Consider the following 19,288-nt stretch of genomic DNA (forward strand, 5'->3'; position numbering starts at 1 on the left):
GCGTGTTCATGCCCTGTCGAGGCGACCCGGATGGTCGCGCTCGCGGTCGAGAGAGGCCATCCCGTGTCCGAGCAGACCCCCAAGCCCGTCCCCGTGCCGCCGTCCCCGGCGATGCTCGCAGGCCGGCGACCGAGCGCGCCGGCCCCCCTCGCGTCGAGCGCTCCCACGGATGGCCCGGCGGTGCCCGCTCCGCCGACGGCGACCCCGGTCGACCCCAGCGAGTCGATGAAGCACGGCAGGGTGGCCGAGGACGGCACGGTCCTGGTCGTCCTCGCCGACGGGACCGAGCGGGAGGTCGGGTCCTACCCCGAGGCCACCGCGGAGGATGCCCTGGCCTACTTCGCGCGCAAGTACGACGAGCTGGCCGCCTCCGCCGACCTGCTCACCCAGCGCCTGGCGCACGCCGACGTGTCCGCGCACGACGCCCGGCAGTCGCTGGCCCACCTCAAGGAGCAGATCGGTGAGGCCCACGTGGTCGGCGACCTGGCTGCCCTCGAGGCCACGGTGGCCGCCCTGGACCAGACCGTCAAGGCCCGCTCCCAGGCCGAGGCCGAGCAGCGCGCGGCGGCCAAGGCGCAGGCCGCCGCCCGGCGCGAGGAGCTGGTCGCCGAGGCCGAGGGGCTGGCCGCCACCGACCCGGCCAAGGTCCAGTGGAAGCAGGCCAGCGCCCGGGTGCGCGAGCTGCTCGAGGAGTGGAAGAACCACCAGCGCTCCGGCCCCCGCCTGGACAAGGACGTCGAGAACGGCCTGTGGAAGCGGTTCAGCCACGCCCGCACCTCCTTCGACAAGATGCGCAAGTCCTGGTTCGCCCAGCTCGACGAGCAGCACGGCGAGGCCAAGGCCGTCAAGGAGAAGCTGGTCCGCGAGGCCGAGCAGCTCGCGACGAGCAAGGACTGGGGCCCCACCGCCGGGGCGTTCAAGCGCCTCATGCAGGACTGGAAACGCGCCGGTCGCGCCTCCCGCACCGAGGACGACGCCCTGTGGGCCCGCTTCAAGGCGGCCCAGGACTCCTTCTTCGACGCCAAGGACGCGGTGGTCGCTGCCGAGGAGGCGGAGTACGCGCAGAACCTCGTCGTCAAGGAGGGCCTGCTCGCCGAGGCCGAGGCGCTCACCGTCGACGAGGAGCACCTGGAGTCGGTCAAGTCGGAGCTGCGACGCATCCAGGACCGGTGGGAAGCCGCCGGCAAGGTGCCGCGTGCCGACATCCGCCGCGTCGAGGGCCGGCTGCGCACCGTCGAGCAGAAGGTGCGCGACGTCGAGGAGCGCCAGTGGCAGCGCTCGGACCCCGAGCTGACCGCCCGCGCGCAGTCCATGGCCGACCAGCTCGAGCGCGCCGTGCAGGGCCTGGAGTCCGACCTTGCCGCCGCCCGGGCCGCGGGCGACGACAGGGCGGCCGCCGACCTCGAGTCCGAGCTGGCCGCCAAGCGCATGTGGCTGGACTCGGCCCGGGGCAACCTGTCGTGAACCAGACCCCCGCCCTCTCCGCGCGGGCCACCCAGGTCGCCGAGGGCCTGTGCTCCTACCTGGACGCCTCGCCCTCGCCCTTCCACGCCGTCGACACCGCGGCCGCCCTGCTGACCGAGGCCGGCTTCACCGAGCTCGCCGAGACCGACGCCACGCCGGTCGATCCCGGCCGCTACCTCGTGCGCCGCGGCGGTTCGCTGGTCGCGTGGGCGAGCGACGTCGTCGGCGAGCGTGCCTCCCATACCCCGTTCCGGGTGGTGGGTGCGCACACCGACTCCCCCAACCTGCGGATCAAGCCGCGCCCCGACCGGGCGCACGCGGGCTGGCAGATGCTCGGCGTGGAGGTCTACGGCGGGGCGCTGACCAACTCCTGGCTCGACCGTGACCTGGGCCTGTCCGGCCGGGTGGCGGTGCGGGACGCCTCGGCGCCCGGAGGCGTGGGGCAGCGGCTGTTCCGGACCGACGACCCCGTGCTGCGCGTCTCCCAGCTGGCGATCCACCTGGACCGTTCGGTGCGCACCGAGGGCCTGCAGCTCAACGACCAGCAGCACCTGGCCCCGCACTGGGGGCTCGGGCCGGAGCCCCGCTCCTTCCGGGGCTGGCTCGCGGACCTGACCGGGGTCGACCCGCAGGACCTGCTCGCCTGGGACGCGATGACCCACGACCTGACCCCGGCCCGCCGGATCGGCGCCGACGGCGAGCTCATCGCCTCCGGGAGGCTGGACAACCTGGCCACCAGCTACGCCGCGGTGCGCGCGCTGCTCGAGGCGGTCTCCGCACCGTCGCCGCAGCCGTGGATCCCGGTGATCGTGCTCTTCGACCACGAGGAGGTCGGCAGCACCTCCGAGCGGGGCGCCCAGTCGACCTTCCTCCCGGCCTGGCTGGAGAGGGTCGTGCTCGCCGCCGGCGGTGGGCGGGAGGACTACCTGCGGTCGCTGGCCGGCTCGGTGGTCGCCTCCGGGGACATGGCCCACGCCACCCACCCCAACTACGCCGAACGGCACGAGCCGGAGCACCCGATCCTGATGAACGGCGGACCGGTGCTCAAGGTCAACGCCAACCTGCGCTACGCCACCGACTCCGTCGGGGCCGCGGCCTTCGCCCTGGCCTGCGAGCAGGCCGGCGTGCCGATGCAGACGTTCGTCACCCGCTCCGACCTGCCGTGCGGCTCGACGGTCGGACCGACGACCTCCGCGCTCACCGGGGCCACCACCGTCGACTTCGGCGCCCCGGTGCTCTCGATGCACTCGACGCGGGAGATCTGCGGGACGCTGGACCAGGCGGCCTACGCCGCGGCGCTCGCGGCCTTCCTGGCGCCGGCCTGACCTGCTCCCTTCCCCCCGGCGCCGACCACTGATCGGGTCGGGCGCTGCGGACGGCCATGCCCCTCAGGCCGTCCGGGACCCCTCCTCGCGGGGCCGCAGCTGGCTGCGCCGGTGCGGGTCCGTGCTCGCGGTCCCCGTCACCCGGTAGGCGTCCAGCACGGCCGGCACCCGGCGCACCGCGCCCAGGACCGACTCCAGGTGCGAGGGGTCGGCCATCTCGAAGGTGAACTTGCTCAGCGCGACCCGGTCCCGGCTGGTCTGCACGGAGGCCGAGAGGATGTTGACGTGCTGGTCGGAGAGCACCTGGGTGATGTCCGAGAGCAGCCGCGGCCGGTCCAGCGCCTCGACCTGCAGGTTGACCATGAACAGGCTGGAGGCGGTCGGCGCCCACGCGACCGCGATGATGCGCTCGGGGTGCTTCTTGAGCTGCTCGGCGTTGGTGCAGTCGGTGCGGTGCACCGACACGCCCCGGCCGTGCGTGACGAAACCCATGATCGGGTCGCCGGGCACCGGCGTGCAGCACTTGGCCAGCTTGACCCACACGTCGTCGGTGCCCACGACCGTGACCCCGGGGTCGGTGTGCGGCATGCGTCCGCGCCGCGGTGGCGAGACCGCCTCGGCGAGGTCCTCCTCCGCGCTGTCCTCGCCGCCGAGCGTGGAGACGAGCTGGCGGACGACGTGCTGGGCCGACACGTTGTTCTCGCCGACAGCGGCGAAGAGCCCCTCGAGGTCCTTGTAGTGGAGGTCGTCGGCGACCGCGGCGAGGGTCTCGTGGGACATCAGGCGCTGCAGCGGGGCGTTCTGCTTGCGCAGGACGCGGGCGATCTGGTCCTTGCCGGACTCGACCATCTCCTCGCGCCGCTCGCGGGTGAACCACTGCCGGATCTTGGTCCGGGCGCGCCCGCTCTTGACGAAGGCCAGCCAGTCACGGCTCGGGCCGGCGTCGACGGCCTTGCTGGTGATGATCTCCACGACGTCGCCGTTGGACAGCGTCGAGTCGAGCGGGACCAGCTTGCCGTTGACCCGCCCGCCCACGCAGCGGTGCCCGACCTCGGTGTGCACCGCGTAGGCGAAGTCCACCGGGGTGGCGTCCGCGGGCAGCGCCATCACGTCGCCGCCCGGGGTGAAGACGTAGACCTCGGCCGAGGCGATCTCGAAGCGCAGCGAGTCGAGGAACTCCCCCGGGTCGGCCGTCTCCCGCTGCCAGTCGATGAGCTGGCGCAGCCACTGCATACCCTCCAGCGCCCCGGGACCGCCGTCGGCGCCGGCGACCGCCTTGGTGCCGTCAGGACCCTGCTCCTTGTACTTCCAGTGCGCGGCGACGCCGTACTCGGCGCGACGGTGCATCTGGTGGGTGCGGATCTGCACCTCGACCGGCTTGCCCTCGGGACCGATGACGGTCGTGTGCAGGGACTGGTACATGTTGAACTTGGGCATCGCGATGTAGTCCTTGAACCGCCCCGGCACCGGGTTCCACCGGCTGTGCAGCGCGCCGAGCACGGCGTAGCAGTCCTGGATCGAGTCGACCAGCACCCGCACCCCGACCAGGTCGTAGATCTTGTCGAAGTCGTGCCCCCGCACGATCATCTTCTGGTAGACGGAGTAGTAGTGCTTCGGACGGCCGGTGACGGTGGCCCGCACCTTGTTGGTCTTGAGCTCCTCGCTGATGTCGGCGCGGATCCGGGCCAGCAGCTCCTCGCGGGCCGGGGCGCGCTGGGCGACCATCCGGACGATCTCGTCGTAGACCTTGGGGTAGAGCTGGGCGAAGGAGAGGTCCTCCAGCTCCCACTTGATCGTGTTCATCCCCAGCCGGTGGGCCAGCGGCGCGTAGATCTCCAGGGTCTCCCCCGCCTTGCGCGCCGCCGACTCGGCCGAGACGTAGCGCCAGGTCCGCGCGTTGTGCAGCCGGTCGGCCAGCTTGATGACCAGCACCCGGATGTCGCGCGCCATCGCCACGACCATCTTGCGGACGGTCTCGGCCTGCGCGGCGTCGCCGTAGGTCATCTTGTCCAGCTTGGTGACGCCGTCGACGAGCATCGCGATCTCCTCGCCGAACTCCTCGCGCAGCGCCTTCAGGGAGTATGCGGTGTCCTCCACCGTGTCGTGCAGCAGCGCCGCCGCGATGGTCGAGGGGGTCATCCCCAGCTCGGCGAGGATGGTCGCGACCGCGAGCGGGTGGGTGATGTAGGCGTCGCCGCTCTTGCGGCGCTGGCCCTCGTGGGCCTTGGCGGCGACCGCGTAGGCGCGCTCGATCAGGCCCAGGTCGGCCCTGGGGTGGGTGGCCCGCACCGAGCGCAGCAGCGGCTCGAGCGCCGGGTTGGCGGTCGAGGAGGAGCGGATGCCGCCCAGCCGTGCCCACCGCGGGCGCAGGCCGCCGCCCGCACGGGCGTGCTGCGGTGTCGGCGCGGCCGGGTCGTTCATGTCGAGATCATAGGCGCTGTCAGGCCGCTGACCGATTCGTGGGCCAAGGATCGCCGCAGCGTCAGACCGTGACGATCGAGAAGACCTCCTGCCCCTCCAGCTTGCTGCGACCCTCGAGGGCGGCGATCTCGAGCACCAGCTCGATCGCCTCGACGCTGGCGCCGCACCGTTCGATCAGCTCGCAGGTGGCGGCCAGCGTCCCGCCGGTGGCCAGCACGTCGTCGACGACGAGGACCCGCTCGCCGTTGGAGACCGCGTCCTGGTGGATCTCCAGGGTCGCCGTGCCGTACTCGAGGGCGTAGGACAGGCGGTGCACCGCCGAGGGCAGCTTGCCCTCCTTGCGCACCGGGACGAAGCCGACGCCGAGCGCGTGGGCGATCATCGCGCCGATGATGAAGCCGCGGGCCTCGATGCCGGCCACCACGTCCACCGTGCCCCGCCGCCGTGCCACCGTGTCCTCCACGATGCGGTCACGCAACGCCGCGTCGAGCAGGAGCGGGGTGAAGTCCTTGAAGACCACTCCGTTGATCGGGAAGTCGGCGATGTCGCGCAGGCCGGCCAGCACGTCGGCCCCGAGATCGGGGTCCAGCAGGTCCCGGGCCGGCCGGTCCTGGTCGCTGGTCGTCATCTGTTCTCTCCTCCGGCTCAGCGGCGGCGCTTGCGCCGGGGCTGGTTGCGCGGTCCCCGCTGGGCGTAGGGGTGCAGCTGGCGACCCGGCGCACGGCCACCCTCGTCGGCGCCCCGGTCCGCGGGTCCGCCCGGTGACCCGGGCGCGGTCACCGTCACCGGCACGCCGTCCTCGTCCTCGACGTCGACGGCCGCGCCGTCGGTGTCCGCGCCGTCCTCGGCCAGGGTCTCGTCCTGCTGGCCGGAGCGGCGGGCCACCCGTCCGGCGCGGCGCTGCACGGAGGCGTCGTGCTTGCGCACGCCCGGCTCCCGCTCGCGCAGGTGGACCAGCAGCGGGGTGGCGATGAAGATCGAGGAGTAGGTGCCGACCGCCATGCCGATGAACAGCGCCCAGGCCAGGTCGACCAGGGTGCCGGGCCCGATGATCGTGATGCCGACCAGCAGGATCACCGCGACGGGCAGGAGAGCCACGATCGAGGTGTTGATCGAGCGCACGAAGGTCTGGTTGACCGCAAGGTTGGCGGCCCCTGCGTAGGTCAGGCGCCGCGTGTCGAAGGCCTGCTCGGTGTTCTCCCGGACCTTGTCGAAGACGACGATCGTGTCGTAGATCGAGTAGCCCAGGATCGTCAGGAAGCCGATGACCGAGGCGGGTGAGATCTCGATGCCGAGCAGCGCGTAGGCGCCGATGGTGAAGACGACGTCGTGGATGAGCGCGACGAGGGCCGCGAGCGCCATCTTCCAGGTCCGGAAGTAGAGGCTGAGCACCACGGTCACCAGCGCCAGGAAGACGCCGAGGGCGATGATCGCCCGCTGGGTCACCGTCTTGCCCCACGAGGGCCCGACCAGCGAGCTGGTGACCGACGCCGTCGGCACGTCGAACTCCTCGCCGAGGCCGGCGCGCAGCGCCTCGGCCTCCTGCGGGCCCATCTGGCCGGTCTGGACCCGGACCGTGTCGTCACCGATGAGCGTCACCGAGGTGTTCTCCCCGGGCACCGCGTCCTCGACCACCGAGCGGGCGCGCTGCTCGTAGCCGGAGATGTCCTGGACCGCGCTCACGCGCAGCTCGGTGCCGCCGCGGAACTCGATGCCGAAGTTGAGGCCCCGGCCCAGGACGCCGATGGCGGCGAGCACGAGCAGCACGACGGAGATCAGGTAGAGGACGTTGCGGCGTCGGACGACGTCGAACGACCTCTTGCCGGAGTACAGGTCGTTGCCGAACTGGCTGAAGCGTGACATCAGACCACACCGCCTTCCAGTTCCTCGCGGGTATGGCGCCTGCTCCCCGGGCCCACCGGGGCCGGTTCGCGGATCTGGCCGCGCCCCAGGTAGGTGGACCGCTTGGCGCCCAGGCGCTCGGGCTCCATGCCGGACCACTTGCGGCCCTGGCCGAAGAAGGAGGTGTTGGCCAGGATGCTGACGAGGGGGTGGGTGAACATGATGACCACCACGAGGTCCATGACCGTGGTCAGCCCGAGCGTGAATGCGAAGGCCTTCACGCCGGCCTCGGAGAGCATGTACAGCACTCCTGCGGCGATGAGGTTGACCACGTCGGAGATGATGATCGTCTGCCGCGCGCGCGCCCAGCCGGTGTCCACCGCATACCTCAGCGGCCTGCCGTCGCGCACCTCGTCCCGGATGCGTTCGAAGTAGACGATGAAGCTGTCCGCGGTCACACCGATGGCCACGATCAGCCCGGTCACGCCGGCCATCGTCAGGCGGAAGTTGATCGCCCAGCCCAGCAGGGTGACCGAACCGTACGCGAGGAGCCCGGCCACGACGAGGGAGGCGATGGCCACGAAGCCCAGGGCGTGGTACTGGAGCAGCATGTAGACGAACACCAGCAGCAGACCGATCGCACCGGCGATCAGACCCCAGCGCAGCTGCTCACCACCGAGGGTGGGGCTGATCTGCTCGGAGGTCTGCACCTCGAAGCTCAGCGGGAGAGCGCCGAACTTGAGCTGGTTGGCCAGCGTCTGGGCCTCCTCCACGGTGAAGTCGCCGGTGATCTGCGCCTGACCGTTGGGGATGACGCTGTTGACGGTCGGAGCGGAGATGACCTCTCCGTCCAGCACCATCGCGAAACGGTTCTGCGCCGAGTTCTGCGGATAGCCCATCAGCCGGGAGGTGACCGCCGCGAACTGCCGGGCGCCCTCGTCGTCGAAGGTCAGGGAGACCTGCCAGCGGCCGGTGACCGCCCCGCCCTGCACCTGTTCCATACCGGCTGTGGCGTCGGTCAGCTCGGCGCCGGAGATCTCGGCCGGGCCGAGGATGTACTTCTCGGTGCCCTCGCTGTTGCAGACGACCAGCGGCTGCCCCTGGGGGGCGTTGGCCGCGGCGTCGGACAGCTCCTGGGTGCAGGTCGCCCCGAGGAACTGCTGCTGCAGCTCGGGGGTGATCTGGGAGAGGTCGGAGGGGTTGCTCGCCGGGGGTGCCTCCTGCCCGGGCGCCGTGGTCTGCTCCGCGTCGTCGGCACCGGCCGGGGCGCTCTGCGCGGCGTCGTCGGTGCCCTGCGCCGAGAGCCGCTCGCCGCCGCGGTTCTCCTCGGTCGAGGTGGCCTGGTCCTCGCTGGGGGCCGGCGTCTGCGGGGGCGCGAGCTGCTGGACCATGTCCTGGCGCTGCTCGGAGGGCAGCGGCAGCTCGCGCGGGGCCTGCGGCTGCTCGCCGGCCGGCATGACCGGTTGGGCCACGAGGACCGGCCGGAAGAACATCTGCGAGGAGCGGCTCAGCGCCTCGAGCTGGTCCGGGGTCGGGTTGCCGGGGATGGCCACGGAGATGTTCTGCCCGAGGCGGGAGACCTCGGCCTCCGCGGTGCCGGACGCGTCGACGCGGCGGCGGATGATGTCGATGGCCTGCTCCAGCTGCTGGGTGCCCACCGACCCGCCCCCCTCGATCTTGGGCGCCAGGACGACCTGACGTCCGCCGGCGAGGTCCAGGCCGAGCTGCGGGGAGAGCTGGGCCGGGGGGCTGCCCCACAGGTGGGCGGCGCCGAGGCCGGCGAAGAGAGCGAGGGTCACGACGAGCAGGCTGATCAGGGTGCGGAAGGGGCCACGGGTGCGCGCGTTGCGTCGCGGCGGGCGCCGCCGCCGCCGGCTGCCGCCGGAGCGCTGCCGGCGGGAGGTGGTGCTGCCCAGCCCCGGGAGGTCCTCCTCACGGCGCGAGCCTCGGGTCGTGAACGACATCAGGCGTCGTCCTCCGCGGGCCGGTGGGTGCTCTGCTGGTCCTGGGGGTCGGGGACGATGGCCCGGCGAGCGACACGGATCCTGACGCCCGGGGCGATCTCGAGGTGCACGACGTCGCCGTCCAGCGCAGAGATGGTGCCGTAGATGCCGGCCGCGGCCATCACCTGCTGGCCGACCGCCAGCTCGGCCTGCGCGGTGGCCACGGCCTTGGCGCGCCGCCGCTGGGAGAACATGAGGAAGATCAGCAGCCCGAACGGGAGCGCGAGGAGCAGCAGCGTGCCCGTCCCTCCTCCCGTGGCGGGAGCAGCGGCGATCAGTGGCGTCATGAGGGACCCTTTACGTGTGGAGCGCGACGTGTGCCCGTGGGGCACCGGCCTGTGCCGTCGACGACGCAGGCACCCGGGGCAGTCTAGGTGAGGCTCCTGACGGCACCAAAGACCCGGGGTGCCGTGTCCGGGTCCGGGGCAGCGGGGGTCAGCGGTCCGCCCCGTCGTCGGCTCCGGCGGTCTCGTCGGTCTCCAGCGGCAGCAGGTCCTGACCGTCGGCGAGCCGGCCGCCACCGGCGGCCCCGGGAGCGAAGGTAGCGGCGTCGCGAGGGGCGCTCAGCCCCAGGTGCCGCCAGGCGGCGGGGCTGGCCGCCCGTCCTCGCGGCGTGCGCACCATGAAGCCTTCGCGCACCAGGTAGGGCTCGGCCACCGTCTCCACCGTGTCCGGCTCCTCCCCGACCGCGACAGCGAGCGTGGACAGCCCGACGGGTCCGCCGCCGAACCGGGTGCACAGCGCTTCCAGCACGGCCCTGTCCAACCGGTCCAGGCCGAGCTCGTCGACGTCGAAGAGCTTCAGCGCGGCGTGCGCCGCGGCGTCGTCGACCCGGGCGTCGCCGTGCACCTGCGCCCAGTCGCGCACGCGGCGCAGCAGCCGGTTGGCGATCCGGGGCGTGCCGCGGGAACGGGAGGCGATCTCCTCGATGCCGGGCACGTCCGCCTCGATGCCCAGCAGCTCGGCGTTGCGGGTGAGGATCGTCACCAGGTCCCTGGTGGCGTAGTAGTCCAGGTGGCCGGTGAAGCCGAAGCGGTCGCGCAGCGGTGCGGGGAGCAGCCCCGCCCGGGTCGTGGCACCGACGACGGTGAAGGGTGGCAGCTCGAGCGGGATCGCGGTGGCGCCGGGGCCCTTGCCGACGATGACGTCGACCCGGAAGTCCTCCATCGCCAGGTAGAGCATCTCCTCGGCCGGCCGCGACATCCGGTGGATCTCGTCGAGGAAGAGCACCTCCCCCTCGACGAGCGAGGACAGGACGGCCGCCAGGTCGCCGGCGTGCTGGATGGCCGGGCCGGAGGTGATGCGGATCGGCTGCTCCATCTCGGCGGCGACGATCAGGGCCAGCGTCGTCTTGCCCAGACCGGGCGGTCCGGAGAGCAGCACGTGGTCGGGCGGCGAGCCGCGCCGCCGCGCCGCCTCCAGGACCAGGCCCAGCTGGTCGCGCACCCGGTGCTGGCCGGGGAAGTCCGCGAGCCGGCGCGGGCGCAGCGCCGCCTCGACACGCCGCTCCTCCTCGTTGGAGCCGACGTCCACGACCCGGCCGGCGACCGCTTCCCCACCGTCGTCGACGCCGATCTCCCGCGAGCCGTCGGCCCAGCCGGGGGAGTCCTCCAGGCTCACCGGCCCAGCTCCCTGAGGGCGGCACGCAGGATCTCGGAGACCTCGGTGGGTGCGTCGGCGCCGCGCGTGACGGTCGTCACGGCGTCGGTGGACTGCTTGGCGGACCAGCCCAGGCCCTCGAGCGCCTCCCTGACCTGGCCGTGCACGGCCCCGCCCGCACCGGCGGCCGCGGGCCGGGCCGTGAGGTCGGCCGCTCCCGCGCCGGTGGCGAGGATCTTGTCCTTGAGCTCGAGCACGAGCCGCTCGGCCGACTTGCGCCCGATGCCCGGCACCTTGGTCAGCGCCGCCAGGTCACCCTGGGCCAGTGCCCGCCGGACCTCGTCGGGGGCGTGCACCGCCAGCATCGCCAGGGCGAGGCGCGGCCCGACCCCCGAGACCGTCTGCAGCTGCTGGAAGAGGGCCTTGGCGTCGGCCCCGGCGAAGCCGTAGAGCGTCAGGGACTCCTCGCGCACGACCAGGCTGGTCTCCAGGTCGGCCTCCTGCCCGGGGCGGTGGTCGGCCGCGGTGGCGGGCGTGGTGTGGACGAGCAGCCCGACGCCGCCGACCTCGACGACGACGTGGTCCAGGCCGACGTGGCGGACGGCTCCGCGCACGGAAGCGATCACGGGACGATCCTCCTGGTGGTCAGGGACGTTCGGGCGCCCGAGCGGGCGGACGCCGACCGGGTGGCGGCCCGGTGCTGGGCGTGCAGCTGCGCCAGCCGGTTGGGCGCGGCGTCCTGGGCACGCAGCTCTGCCTGCTGGATGAGGTTGCCGGCCTCGGTGCCGCCCACCAGGCGCTCGTCGGCCCCGCTGCGCCACAGGTGGCAGATGGCCAGGGCCAGGGCGTCGGCGGCGTCCGCCGGTCGCGGGGCGACCTGCAGCCCCAGGATCCGGGTCACCATGTTCGTCACCTGCGCCTTGTCGGCGCGACCGTTGCCGGTGACGGCCGCCTTGACCTCCGAGGGCGTATGCATGCCCAGGGCCAGGCCGAGCCGCGCGGCCGCGAGCATCGGGATCGCCGAGGCCTGGGCGGTGCCCATGATCCCCTTGATGTTCGCCTTGGCGAAGACCCGCTCCACCGCCACGGCGTCCGGCGCCCAGTCGGCGATCCACTGGTCGATCTCGGTCTGGACCGACAGGAGCCGGTCCTGCGGCTCCTGGTCCACGGGGGTGCGGACGACCCCGACCGCGACCATCCGCAGCCGACGGCCGGGCAGGCCCTCGACGACGCCGATCCCGCACCGGGTCAGCCCGGGGTCGACTCCGAGCACGCGCACGATCGACCTCCTGGTTCGGTGTCGCCACGACCCTCGTGAGGACGCGACCCGCGCGGCGCGCGGTGCGGACAGGTGTTCGCACCCCACGCTAGTCCACGGTGGCGCCGCCGCGGGACCGCGACACGCTCCCGGGGCGGTCAGTCCTCCTCGAGCGCCTCGAGGACCACGTCGGGGATGTCCGCGTTGGAGTAGACGTTCTGCACGTCGTCGCAGTCCTCCAGGGCGTCGATCACCCGCATCACCTTGCGCGCGCCGTCTGCGTCCATCGTGACCTCCATGCTGGGCACGAAGGTCACCTCGGCGGAGTCGTAGTCCAGGCCGGCCTCCTGCAGCGCGGTCCGCACCTGCACCACGTCGGCCGCGTCGCTGATGACCTCGAAGACGTCGTCGAGGTCGGAGACCTCCTCGACGCCGGCCTCGAGCACGGACTCCAGCAGGGTGTCCTCGGTGAGCTCCCCGGAGTCCTGCTCCTTGGGGACCACGACCTGGCCCTTGCGGTTGAACAGGTAGGCCACCGAGCCGCTGTCGGCCATCGTGCCGCCGTTGCGCGTCAGGGCGGTGCGCACCTCCATGACCGCACGGTTCTTGTTGTCGGTCAGGCACTCGATGTAGAGCGCCACGCCGCCGGGCGCGTAGCCCTCGTAGGTCAGCGCCTCGTAGCTCGCCCCACCGGCCTCCGCGCCGGACCCGCGCTTGACGGCGCGGTCGATGTTGTCGTTGGGCACCGAGGACTTCTTCGCCTTCTGGATGGCGTCGAACAGCGTCGGGTTGCCGGCCGGGTCGCCGCCGCCCATCCGGGCCGCGACCTCGACGTTCTTGATCAGCTTGGCGAAGAGCTTGCCCCGCTTGGCGTCGATGACCGCCTTCTTGTGCTTCGTCGTCGCCCACTTGGAGTGGCCGCTCATCCGCTCTCCTTCGCTCGCCGCAGCTGACGTGAACAACCCACGATGCTACTAGGCGCGGGTCAGGACGCGGTAGCGACCGTGGGACGCACGGCCGCGTGGTGCGCGCAGCAGATGCGCACGAAGAGCTGGTGCACGCGGTCGTCGCCGCTGACCTCGGGGTGGAAGGAGGTCGCCAGCAGGTTGCCCTGGCGCACCGCGACCACAGCGTCGTCGACGCGTGCCAGGACCTGGACCCCGGGGCCGTGGTGCTCGACCCGCGGTGCCCGGATGAACACGGCGGGGAAGGGCCGCTCCGGCTCCAGCAGCGCCGGCACCACCAGACCGGCCTCGAAGGAGTCGACCTGCCGCCCGAAGGCGTTGCGCCGAACGGTCATGTCGATGCCGCCGAAGGTCTGCTGCTCCGCGTGGCCGTCCAGGATCTGGTCGGCGAGCTGGATCATGCCCGCGCAGGACCCGTAGACGGGCAGGCCCGCACGCACGAGGGCGCGCACCGGCTCGTGCAGCCCGAAGATGCGGGCGAGCCGGTCGATCGTGGTCGACTCCCCGCCCGGCACGACGAGACCGTCCAGGCCCTCGAGCTCCTCCGGGCGACGTACCCTGCGCACCGCCGCCCCGGACCGCTCCAGGGCCGCGACGTGCTCGCGCACGTCGCCCTGGACGGCCAGGACGCCCACGAGGACCGGGGCCGTGGTCACCAGCCCCGCTCGGCGAGGCGGTGCGGCTGCGGGATGTCGTCCACGTTGATCCCGACCATCGCCTCGCCCAGGCCGCGGGAGACCTGCGCGATCGTGTCGGGGTCGTCGTGGAAGGTGGTGGCCTTGACGATGGCGGCGGCGCGCTGGGCCGGGTTGCCGGACTTGAAGATGCCGGAGCCGACGAAGACGCCCTCGGCGCCCAGCTGCATCATCATCGCGGCGTCCGCCGGCGTGGCGATGCCGCCCGCGGTGAAGAGCACCACGGGCAGCCTGCCGCTCCGGGCGACCTCCTTGACCAGCTCGACGGGCGCCTGCAGCTCCTTGGCCGCGACGTAGAGCTCGTCCTCGGCCATCGAGGTGAGCCGCTGGATCTCGCCACGGATGGAGCGCATGTGCGTGGTCGCGTTGGACACGTCACCGGTGCCGGCCTCGCCCTTGGAGCGGATCATCGCCGCGCCCTCGGTGATCCGCCGCAGCGCCTCGCCCAGGTTGGTCGCGCCGCAGACGAAGGGGACGGTGAAGGCCCACTTGTCGATGTGGTTGGCGTAGTCGGCCGGGGTCAGCACCTCGGACTCGTCCACGTAGTCCACGCCGAGGCTCTGCAGGACCTGGGCCTCGACGAAGTGACCGATCCGAGCCTTGGCCATGACCGGGATGGAGACGGCCTCGATGATGCTGTCGATCATGTCGGGGTCGCTCATCCGCGACACCCCGCCCTGGGCCCGGATGTCGGCGGGCACGCGCTCCAGCGCCATGACCGCGACCGCGCCGGCGTCCTCGGCGATCTTCGCCTGCTCGGCGGTGACGACGTCCATGATGACGCCGCCCTTGAGCATGTCGGCCATGCCGCGCTTGACGCGGGTGGTGCCGGTGCTGGACGTGGTGGGCTCGCTCATCGTTGCCTCTCAAGGACGGTGCCCACGCACCTCGCGGTGGCGCACGGCGAGGGGTGGGCGGCTCGGTGCCGGGTGGGTCGGGGTGGCCGCGCAGGCGGCACCGCACCATTCTACGAGGCCGGGCCCCCTGCTCCGCACGCGCGGTCGTAGACCTGCTCCCACCGCTCGACCACCTCTGCCCAGTCCCAGCGTCGGGCGCGGGCCGCGCCCCGCTCCCCCAGCTCGAGCGCGAGGCGCCTGTCGGTCAGGACCGTCGCCACCGCACGTGCCAGGACGTCGGGGTCGCCGACGGGGACCAGCAGTCCGGCGTCCCCGACCACCTCGGCGAAGGCAGGCAGCGAGGAGGCCACGACCGGGGTCCCCGCCGCCATCGCCTCGGCCAGCACGATCCCGAAGCTCTCGCGCCCGGTGTGCGGGGCCACCAGCACCTCACAGGTATGCAGCAGCGCCAGCCTGGTGGGGCCGTCCACCTCCCCCAGGTCGACGGTGCCGTCCACGCGGGTGCGGCCCGGACCGGCCAGCACGACCTGGACCCCGGGGACCAGCTGCCGCAGCAGCGGCAGGGCAGCCGCGAGCACGTCGAGGCCTTTGCGCGGCTCGTCCCGACGACCGAGGAACAGGACGGTCGGTGCTCCGGCGACCATCCCCGGCGGTCGTGGGAGGAGGGCGTCGGCGCGGGCGTGGGCGGCGACGTCGATCGCGTTGGGCAGCACCTCCGGGTCGACCCCGTAGAGCGACCTCGCCAGCTGCGCCGCGGACTCGGAGACGGCGGTGGTGACCGGAAGCGGCCCGAGCCTGCGGCGCAGGACCGGCCCGAGCACGCGGTCCGCGCCGCACCCGGGACGCGCCGCGTGGAAGGTCGTGACCGTCGGGACGCCCGCCTGTCGCGCCCGGCGCACCGCGGACGTGCCCAGCCCCGGCGTGCCGGGCTCGTGGACGTGCAGCACGTCGGGCGACAGCAGCTCGAGCCAGGCGGCGACCCGGGCGGTCACGGCGGGACCCAGGGCGAGCCGGGCCACGGAGCCGTTGGCCGGGACCGGATGGCCGCGCCCCGCGCTGCGGACCGCTGCGCCCGGCAGCGTCCCGGTGGCCGGCCGGCCCGGCGCCATCACCGAGACCGTGTGGCCCCGCTCCGCCAGGTGGCCGGCGAGCCCGAGCACCTGCCCCTGGACACCGCCGGGGTGGCCGAGGTCGTAGGGGCAGACCAGCCCGACCCGCATCAGGGCCTCACCCCGGCCGGTGGCGCCACCGCGGGCAGTCTCGTCAGGTGCCAGTCCTGGGTGCGCCGGAGCACCGCCTCCCCGAGCACCTCCGCGCAGGCCCTGGTCATCTGCTCCACCTGCTCCGCTCGCGGCCCGGACCCGACGGGGACAGCAGCTCCGAAACGCACCTGATGCCGGGGTGCGCCTCGCCCGGAGGTCGTGACGCTCACCGGGCGCAGGTCGGCGCCGGTCGCCAGGGCGAGCTCGGCGGGGCCGGCGGCGAAGGTCGTCGCGAGGCCGCCGATCTGCACCGGGACCCGTCGCGACCGCATGCCGCGGTCGGCCAGGTCGCGGTCCACGAGGAGGGCCACAGCCCCGCCCGCGTGCAGCACCGACAGGAGCCTTCGCGCGCCGGCGCTGCCGGACCCGGCGGGCACCACCTCGAGCCCGGCCGCGGCGCGGGCCCGGGCGGTCAGGACCGCGGCCGGGCCGGGGGGCAGCTCCTCGGCCACCGTCGTCAGCCCGCCCAGACGCGGGGCCGCCCAGGCGCCGGCCAGCTCGAAGTGACCCAGGTGGAGGAGGACGAGCACCTGGCCGCGGCGCGACGCCATACCCTCCAGGACGTCATCCAGGCCGACCCCGTGCACGAGCCGGTCGATCTGCGCCCGCCCCAGCCACGGCAGGGTGCCCAGGCGTGCCCAGTAGGCGCCGTAGGCGAGGGTGCCACGGACGGTCAGACCCAGGAGCGCGGGCCCGCGGAGGTCGGGGCGGACCGCGCGGTAGGTCCGGCCGAGGTCGCGCAGGATCACCCGAGGAGGGCCTGACGGCGCGCGGCGGTCATCCGCTGGGCCACGGTGACGGTCGAGGCCGCCAGCACGAGCGCCAGGACGGCGGTGAGCACCCAGGCGGGGAGGAAAAGTCCCGTCAGGCCGGTGGCCACCAGCACCCACACCAGCCGGTCGGCGCGCTCGGCCAACCCCCCCGTCACCTCCCAGCCGAAGGAACCGGCGCGCGCCCTGGCGTAGGAGACCACGGAGCCGACGACGAGGCAGCCCAGTGCGAGGTAGCCGTCCAGCGGCCGGCCGCCGGTGCCGAGGAACCACACCGCGAGCCCGCCGAGGACGGCGCCGTCGGCGACGCGGTCCAGGGTCGAGTCGAGGTAGCCGCCCCAGGGACCGGCGGTGCCGGACAGGCGGGCCATCACCCCGTCCACCACGTCGCAGAGCGCGAAGAGGCCGACGACCACCGAGCCCCACCACAGCTCGCCGCGGGGGAAGAGGAGGAGGGCGCCGGCGACGACACCGACGGTGCCCACCACGGTCACGGCGTCGGGCCGCACACCCAGGCGGAGCAGGACAGCGGCTACCGGGGCGAGGACCGTGGTGGCCGCCCCGCGTCCGCGGCGCATCAGCATCGGCCGGATCAGTCCTCGGGCCAGGCTGCGACCAGCTGCCGGCGGGTGTCGTCGAGCAGCTGCGGGAGAGCCTTGGTCTGCCCCACGATCGGCAGGAAGTTGGCGTCGCCCTCCCAGCGCGGGACGACGTGCTGGTGCAGGTGCGCGGCGACGCCGGCGCCGGCGGCCTCACCCTGGTTCATCCCGATGTTGTAGCCGGAGGGTCCGCCGCTGGCGGCGTCCACCGCGCGGATCGAGGCCTTGGTCAGCGCGCTGAACTCGGCCGTCTCCTCAGCCGTCAGGTCCAGGTAGAGCGGCACGTGCCGGTAGGGGCAGATCAGCAGGTGGCCCGGGTTGTAGGGGAACAGGTTGAGCACCGCGTAGCAGGTCGTGCCGCGGTGCACGACGAGCGAGTCCTCGTCCGGCAGCCCGGGCGCGGCGCAGAAGGGGCACCCGCTCCCCCGGTGCGGGCTGGGCCGGTCCCCCGCCACGTAGACCATCCGGTGGGGCGTCCAGAGCCGCTGGAAGCCGTCGGCCACACCGGGCAGGCCGTCGTCGTCCGGGGTCGTGATGGGTCCCTCGGTCATGCTCCGGATCCTACGTCGTGGCTGCACGCGGGAAGAGGCCCCGCGCCGTCGTGGTTGGACCGGACATGACAGACACGACACGGGAGAGCTACATGACCGAGAAGAGCGGATGGGTCGCCCGCCAGCTGGCGAGCATCGACGCGGCCGGCGACACCGGGGCCGTGTCCGTGCAGGGTCGGCCCGTCGTCGTGGTGACCATGCGGGGGGCGCGCTCCGGCCAGCTGCGCAGGGTCCCGCTGATGCGGGTCGAGCACGAGGGCACCTACCTGGCCGTCGCCAGCAAGGGCGGCTCCCCGAAGGACCCGGTGTGGGTGCACAACCTGCGCGCCGACAGCGAGGTCCTGGTGCAGGACGGCACCGACCAGCAGGTGCGTCGCGCCCGGCTGCTCGAGGACGGCGCCGAGCGTGACGCCTGGTGGAGCCGGGCCGTGGAGGCCTTCCCGTCCTACGCCGACTACCAGGAGAAGACCGACCGCCAGATCCCGGTCTTCATCCTCGAGCGCACAGGCTGAGACGTCCCCACCCGCTCATCCGGATCCTGCTTCTGGGCCCGTCGGTCCGACACCCCGGCCCGGGCGATCCAGCGTGAGCTCGGCGAACCGGATCACCGCGTCGCACACCGCGCCGAGGCGCAGCGAGGGGAAGAAGTCGAAGTTGTGGTTGGCCCAGGGCATCTCGACGTGCACGACAGGGGACCGGGAGACCGCGGCCAGGCGCTGGGCGGTCTCCCGTACGTCTTCGCGCCGCACGAGCGTGTCGAGGGCGCCGTGCAGGATCAGGAACGGCGGTGCGTCCGGACGGGCATGGTCCGCCACGACAGTGCCGCCCGGCAGGGAGTTGTCGACCTGACCGTAGAAGCCGTACATCCCCACCACTCCTACGATCGCCACGCCGCGCACCTCCTTGCCCACCAGCGCGGTCGTCGCGGCCAGGTGCGCGCCCGCCGAGCCACCGGCCAGAAAGACGGCGGCAGGCTCACCCCCGAGGTCCTCGGCGTGGCCGCGTACCCAGTCCAGCGCGGCGCGGGTGTCGTCGAGCCGTTCGGCGTAGGACGCGCCTCGTAGCCGGTAGTTGGCGCTGACGCACACCCAGCCGCGGGACGCCAGCCGTTCGAGCAGAGGGCGACCTCCGAGCCTCTTGGACCCCATGACGAAGCCACCCCCGTGCAGATACACCAGCACCGGGCCCCCTGTCGTAGGGCTCCGCCGGGAGACGTAGACGTCCAGCAGGTGCGCGCGTCCCGCCGGCCCGTAGCGACGGTCACGGATGCGCCGGACGTCGGGCCGCCACGACATGACCGGGAGCACCAGGATCCGCCACCACGGCGTCGGCGTGCGCCCAGGCCGGCCCCGGGCGCCATACTCCTCGATGAGCGCCGCACCCAGGGCGGGCCGCGCCGCGCGGGCACGCAGCAGCAGCCAGACCAGGAGCACGACGTCGGCGACGACGAGTCCCACGACCACCCACCACCAGGGACTGTCCCGCGGACCCACCAGGGTCACCCCAGTGCCCAGCGCCAACCACCACAGGGCGATGACAGGCGCCTCGTTGATCCACCACGAGATCGCGAACTGCAAGTTGAACGGCGTGCTGCGAGCTGGTCGATGCGGGTGCAGCGCAGTCACCGCGAAGAGGGCGACCAGCAAGGTCGTGGACAGTGCTCCGACCATGTCCTCT

General features: G+C 73.1%; 19 protein-coding genes. 3 read left to right on the top strand and 16 right to left on the bottom strand.

Going from position 1 to position 19,288, the window contains the following annotated elements:
• The first annotated feature begins 180 nt into the window (after positions 1-180).
• Both DV701_RS03295 and DV701_RS03300 read left to right on the top strand, forming a co-directional pair.
• Positions 181-1,464, top strand: a complete 1,284-nt coding sequence (locus DV701_RS03295; protein ID WP_228255195.1) for a DUF349 domain-containing protein — start codon at positions 181-183, stop codon at positions 1,462-1,464.
• Positions 1,461-2,789 (top strand): M18 family aminopeptidase, encoded by a 1,329-nt coding sequence (locus DV701_RS03300; protein WP_114927058.1) that lies wholly within the window; start codon positions 1,461-1,463, stop codon positions 2,787-2,789. The genes DV701_RS03295 and DV701_RS03300 overlap by 4 nt, the downstream gene beginning before the upstream one ends.
• A 63-nt stretch (positions 2,790-2,852) precedes the next feature.
• On the opposite strand, the gene DV701_RS03305 is transcribed toward DV701_RS03300, so the two are convergent.
• The 15 genes from DV701_RS03305 to DV701_RS03375 form a co-directional block, all read right to left on the bottom strand.
• Entirely contained in the window at positions 2,853-5,210 is a 2,358-nt protein-coding gene (locus DV701_RS03305; protein WP_114927059.1) for a RelA/SpoT family protein, read from the bottom strand.
• Between the two features lie 61 nt (positions 5,211-5,271).
• Complete coding sequence (locus DV701_RS03310) at positions 5,272-5,838, bottom strand: adenine phosphoribosyltransferase (RefSeq protein WP_114927060.1); 567 nt, start codon at positions 5,836-5,838, stop codon at positions 5,272-5,274.
• A 17-nt stretch (positions 5,839-5,855) separates the two neighbouring features.
• Complete coding sequence (secF, locus tag DV701_RS03315) at positions 5,856-7,073, bottom strand: protein translocase subunit SecF (protein ID WP_114927061.1); 1,218 nt, start codon at positions 7,071-7,073, stop codon at positions 5,856-5,858.
• Positions 7,073-9,016, bottom strand: a complete 1,944-nt coding sequence (secD, locus tag DV701_RS03320; RefSeq protein ID WP_114927062.1) for a protein translocase subunit SecD — start codon at positions 9,014-9,016, stop codon at positions 7,073-7,075. Before secD ends, secF begins: the two co-directional genes overlap by 1 nt.
• A complete protein-coding gene (yajC, locus tag DV701_RS03325; RefSeq protein ID WP_114927063.1) occupies positions 9,016-9,342 on the bottom strand; it encodes a preprotein translocase subunit YajC in 327 nt (108 codons plus the stop codon). The genes secD and yajC overlap by 1 nt, the downstream gene beginning before the upstream one ends.
• A 148-nt stretch (positions 9,343-9,490) precedes the next feature.
• A complete protein-coding gene (ruvB, locus tag DV701_RS03330) occupies positions 9,491-10,630 on the bottom strand; it encodes a Holliday junction branch migration DNA helicase RuvB (RefSeq protein WP_114930687.1) in 1,140 nt (379 codons plus the stop codon).
• Between the two features lie 41 nt (positions 10,631-10,671).
• Positions 10,672-11,280, bottom strand: coding sequence for a Holliday junction branch migration protein RuvA (ruvA, locus tag DV701_RS03335; protein ID WP_114927064.1), 609 nt, complete (start codon positions 11,278-11,280; stop codon positions 10,672-10,674).
• Entirely contained in the window at positions 11,277-11,933 is a 657-nt protein-coding gene (gene ruvC / locus DV701_RS03340; RefSeq protein ID WP_114927065.1) for a crossover junction endodeoxyribonuclease RuvC, read from the bottom strand. Before ruvC ends, ruvA begins: the two co-directional genes overlap by 4 nt.
• A gap of 137 nt (positions 11,934-12,070) precedes the next feature.
• On the bottom strand, positions 12,071-12,838 hold the full coding sequence (locus DV701_RS03345) for a YebC/PmpR family DNA-binding transcriptional regulator (protein ID WP_114927066.1): 768 nt from the start codon (positions 12,836-12,838) through the stop codon (positions 12,071-12,073).
• A gap of 59 nt (positions 12,839-12,897) precedes the next feature.
• On the bottom strand, positions 12,898-13,536 hold the full coding sequence (gene pdxT, locus DV701_RS03350; protein ID WP_114927067.1) for a pyridoxal 5'-phosphate synthase glutaminase subunit PdxT: 639 nt from the start codon (positions 13,534-13,536) through the stop codon (positions 12,898-12,900).
• Entirely contained in the window at positions 13,530-14,429 is a 900-nt protein-coding gene (gene pdxS, locus DV701_RS03355; protein ID WP_114927068.1) for a pyridoxal 5'-phosphate synthase lyase subunit PdxS, read from the bottom strand. The genes pdxT and pdxS overlap by 7 nt, the downstream gene beginning before the upstream one ends.
• Positions 14,430-14,539: 110 nt before the next feature.
• Complete coding sequence (locus DV701_RS03360; protein ID WP_114927069.1) at positions 14,540-15,649, bottom strand: glycosyltransferase family 4 protein; 1,110 nt, start codon at positions 15,647-15,649, stop codon at positions 14,540-14,542.
• Positions 15,649-16,440 carry an LpxL/LpxP family acyltransferase gene (locus DV701_RS03365; RefSeq protein WP_162802765.1) on the bottom strand — a complete coding sequence of 264 codons (792 nt, stop codon included), beginning with the start codon at positions 16,438-16,440 and terminating at the stop codon, positions 15,649-15,651. Before DV701_RS03365 ends, DV701_RS03360 begins: the two co-directional genes overlap by 1 nt.
• On the bottom strand, positions 16,437-17,045 hold the full coding sequence (gene pgsA, locus DV701_RS03370) for a phosphatidylinositol phosphate synthase (RefSeq protein ID WP_114927071.1): 609 nt from the start codon (positions 17,043-17,045) through the stop codon (positions 16,437-16,439). Before pgsA ends, DV701_RS03365 begins: the two co-directional genes overlap by 4 nt.
• Positions 17,046-17,053: 8 nt before the next feature.
• Positions 17,054-17,611 (bottom strand): HIT family protein, encoded by a 558-nt coding sequence (locus tag DV701_RS03375; protein WP_114927072.1) that lies wholly within the window; start codon positions 17,609-17,611, stop codon positions 17,054-17,056.
• 65 nt (positions 17,612-17,676) lie between these two features.
• Between DV701_RS03375 and DV701_RS03380 the strand changes: the two genes are divergently transcribed.
• The gene (locus tag DV701_RS03380) at positions 17,677-18,123 is read left to right on the top strand and encodes a nitroreductase family deazaflavin-dependent oxidoreductase (RefSeq protein ID WP_228255196.1); all 447 of its coding nucleotides are present in this window, start codon (positions 17,677-17,679) and stop codon (positions 18,121-18,123) included.
• Positions 18,124-18,138: 15 nt separating this feature from the next.
• Here the strand turns inward: DV701_RS03380 and DV701_RS03385 are convergent, their stop codons facing one another.
• A complete protein-coding gene (locus DV701_RS03385) occupies positions 18,139-19,281 on the bottom strand; it encodes an alpha/beta hydrolase (protein WP_114927074.1) in 1,143 nt (380 codons plus the stop codon).
• Positions 19,282-19,288: the final 7 nt, after the last annotated feature.

It is taken from the genome of Ornithinimicrobium avium (assembly GCF_003351765.1).
Taxonomy (GTDB): Bacteria; Actinomycetota; Actinomycetes; order Actinomycetales; family Dermatophilaceae; genus Ornithinicoccus; species Ornithinicoccus avius.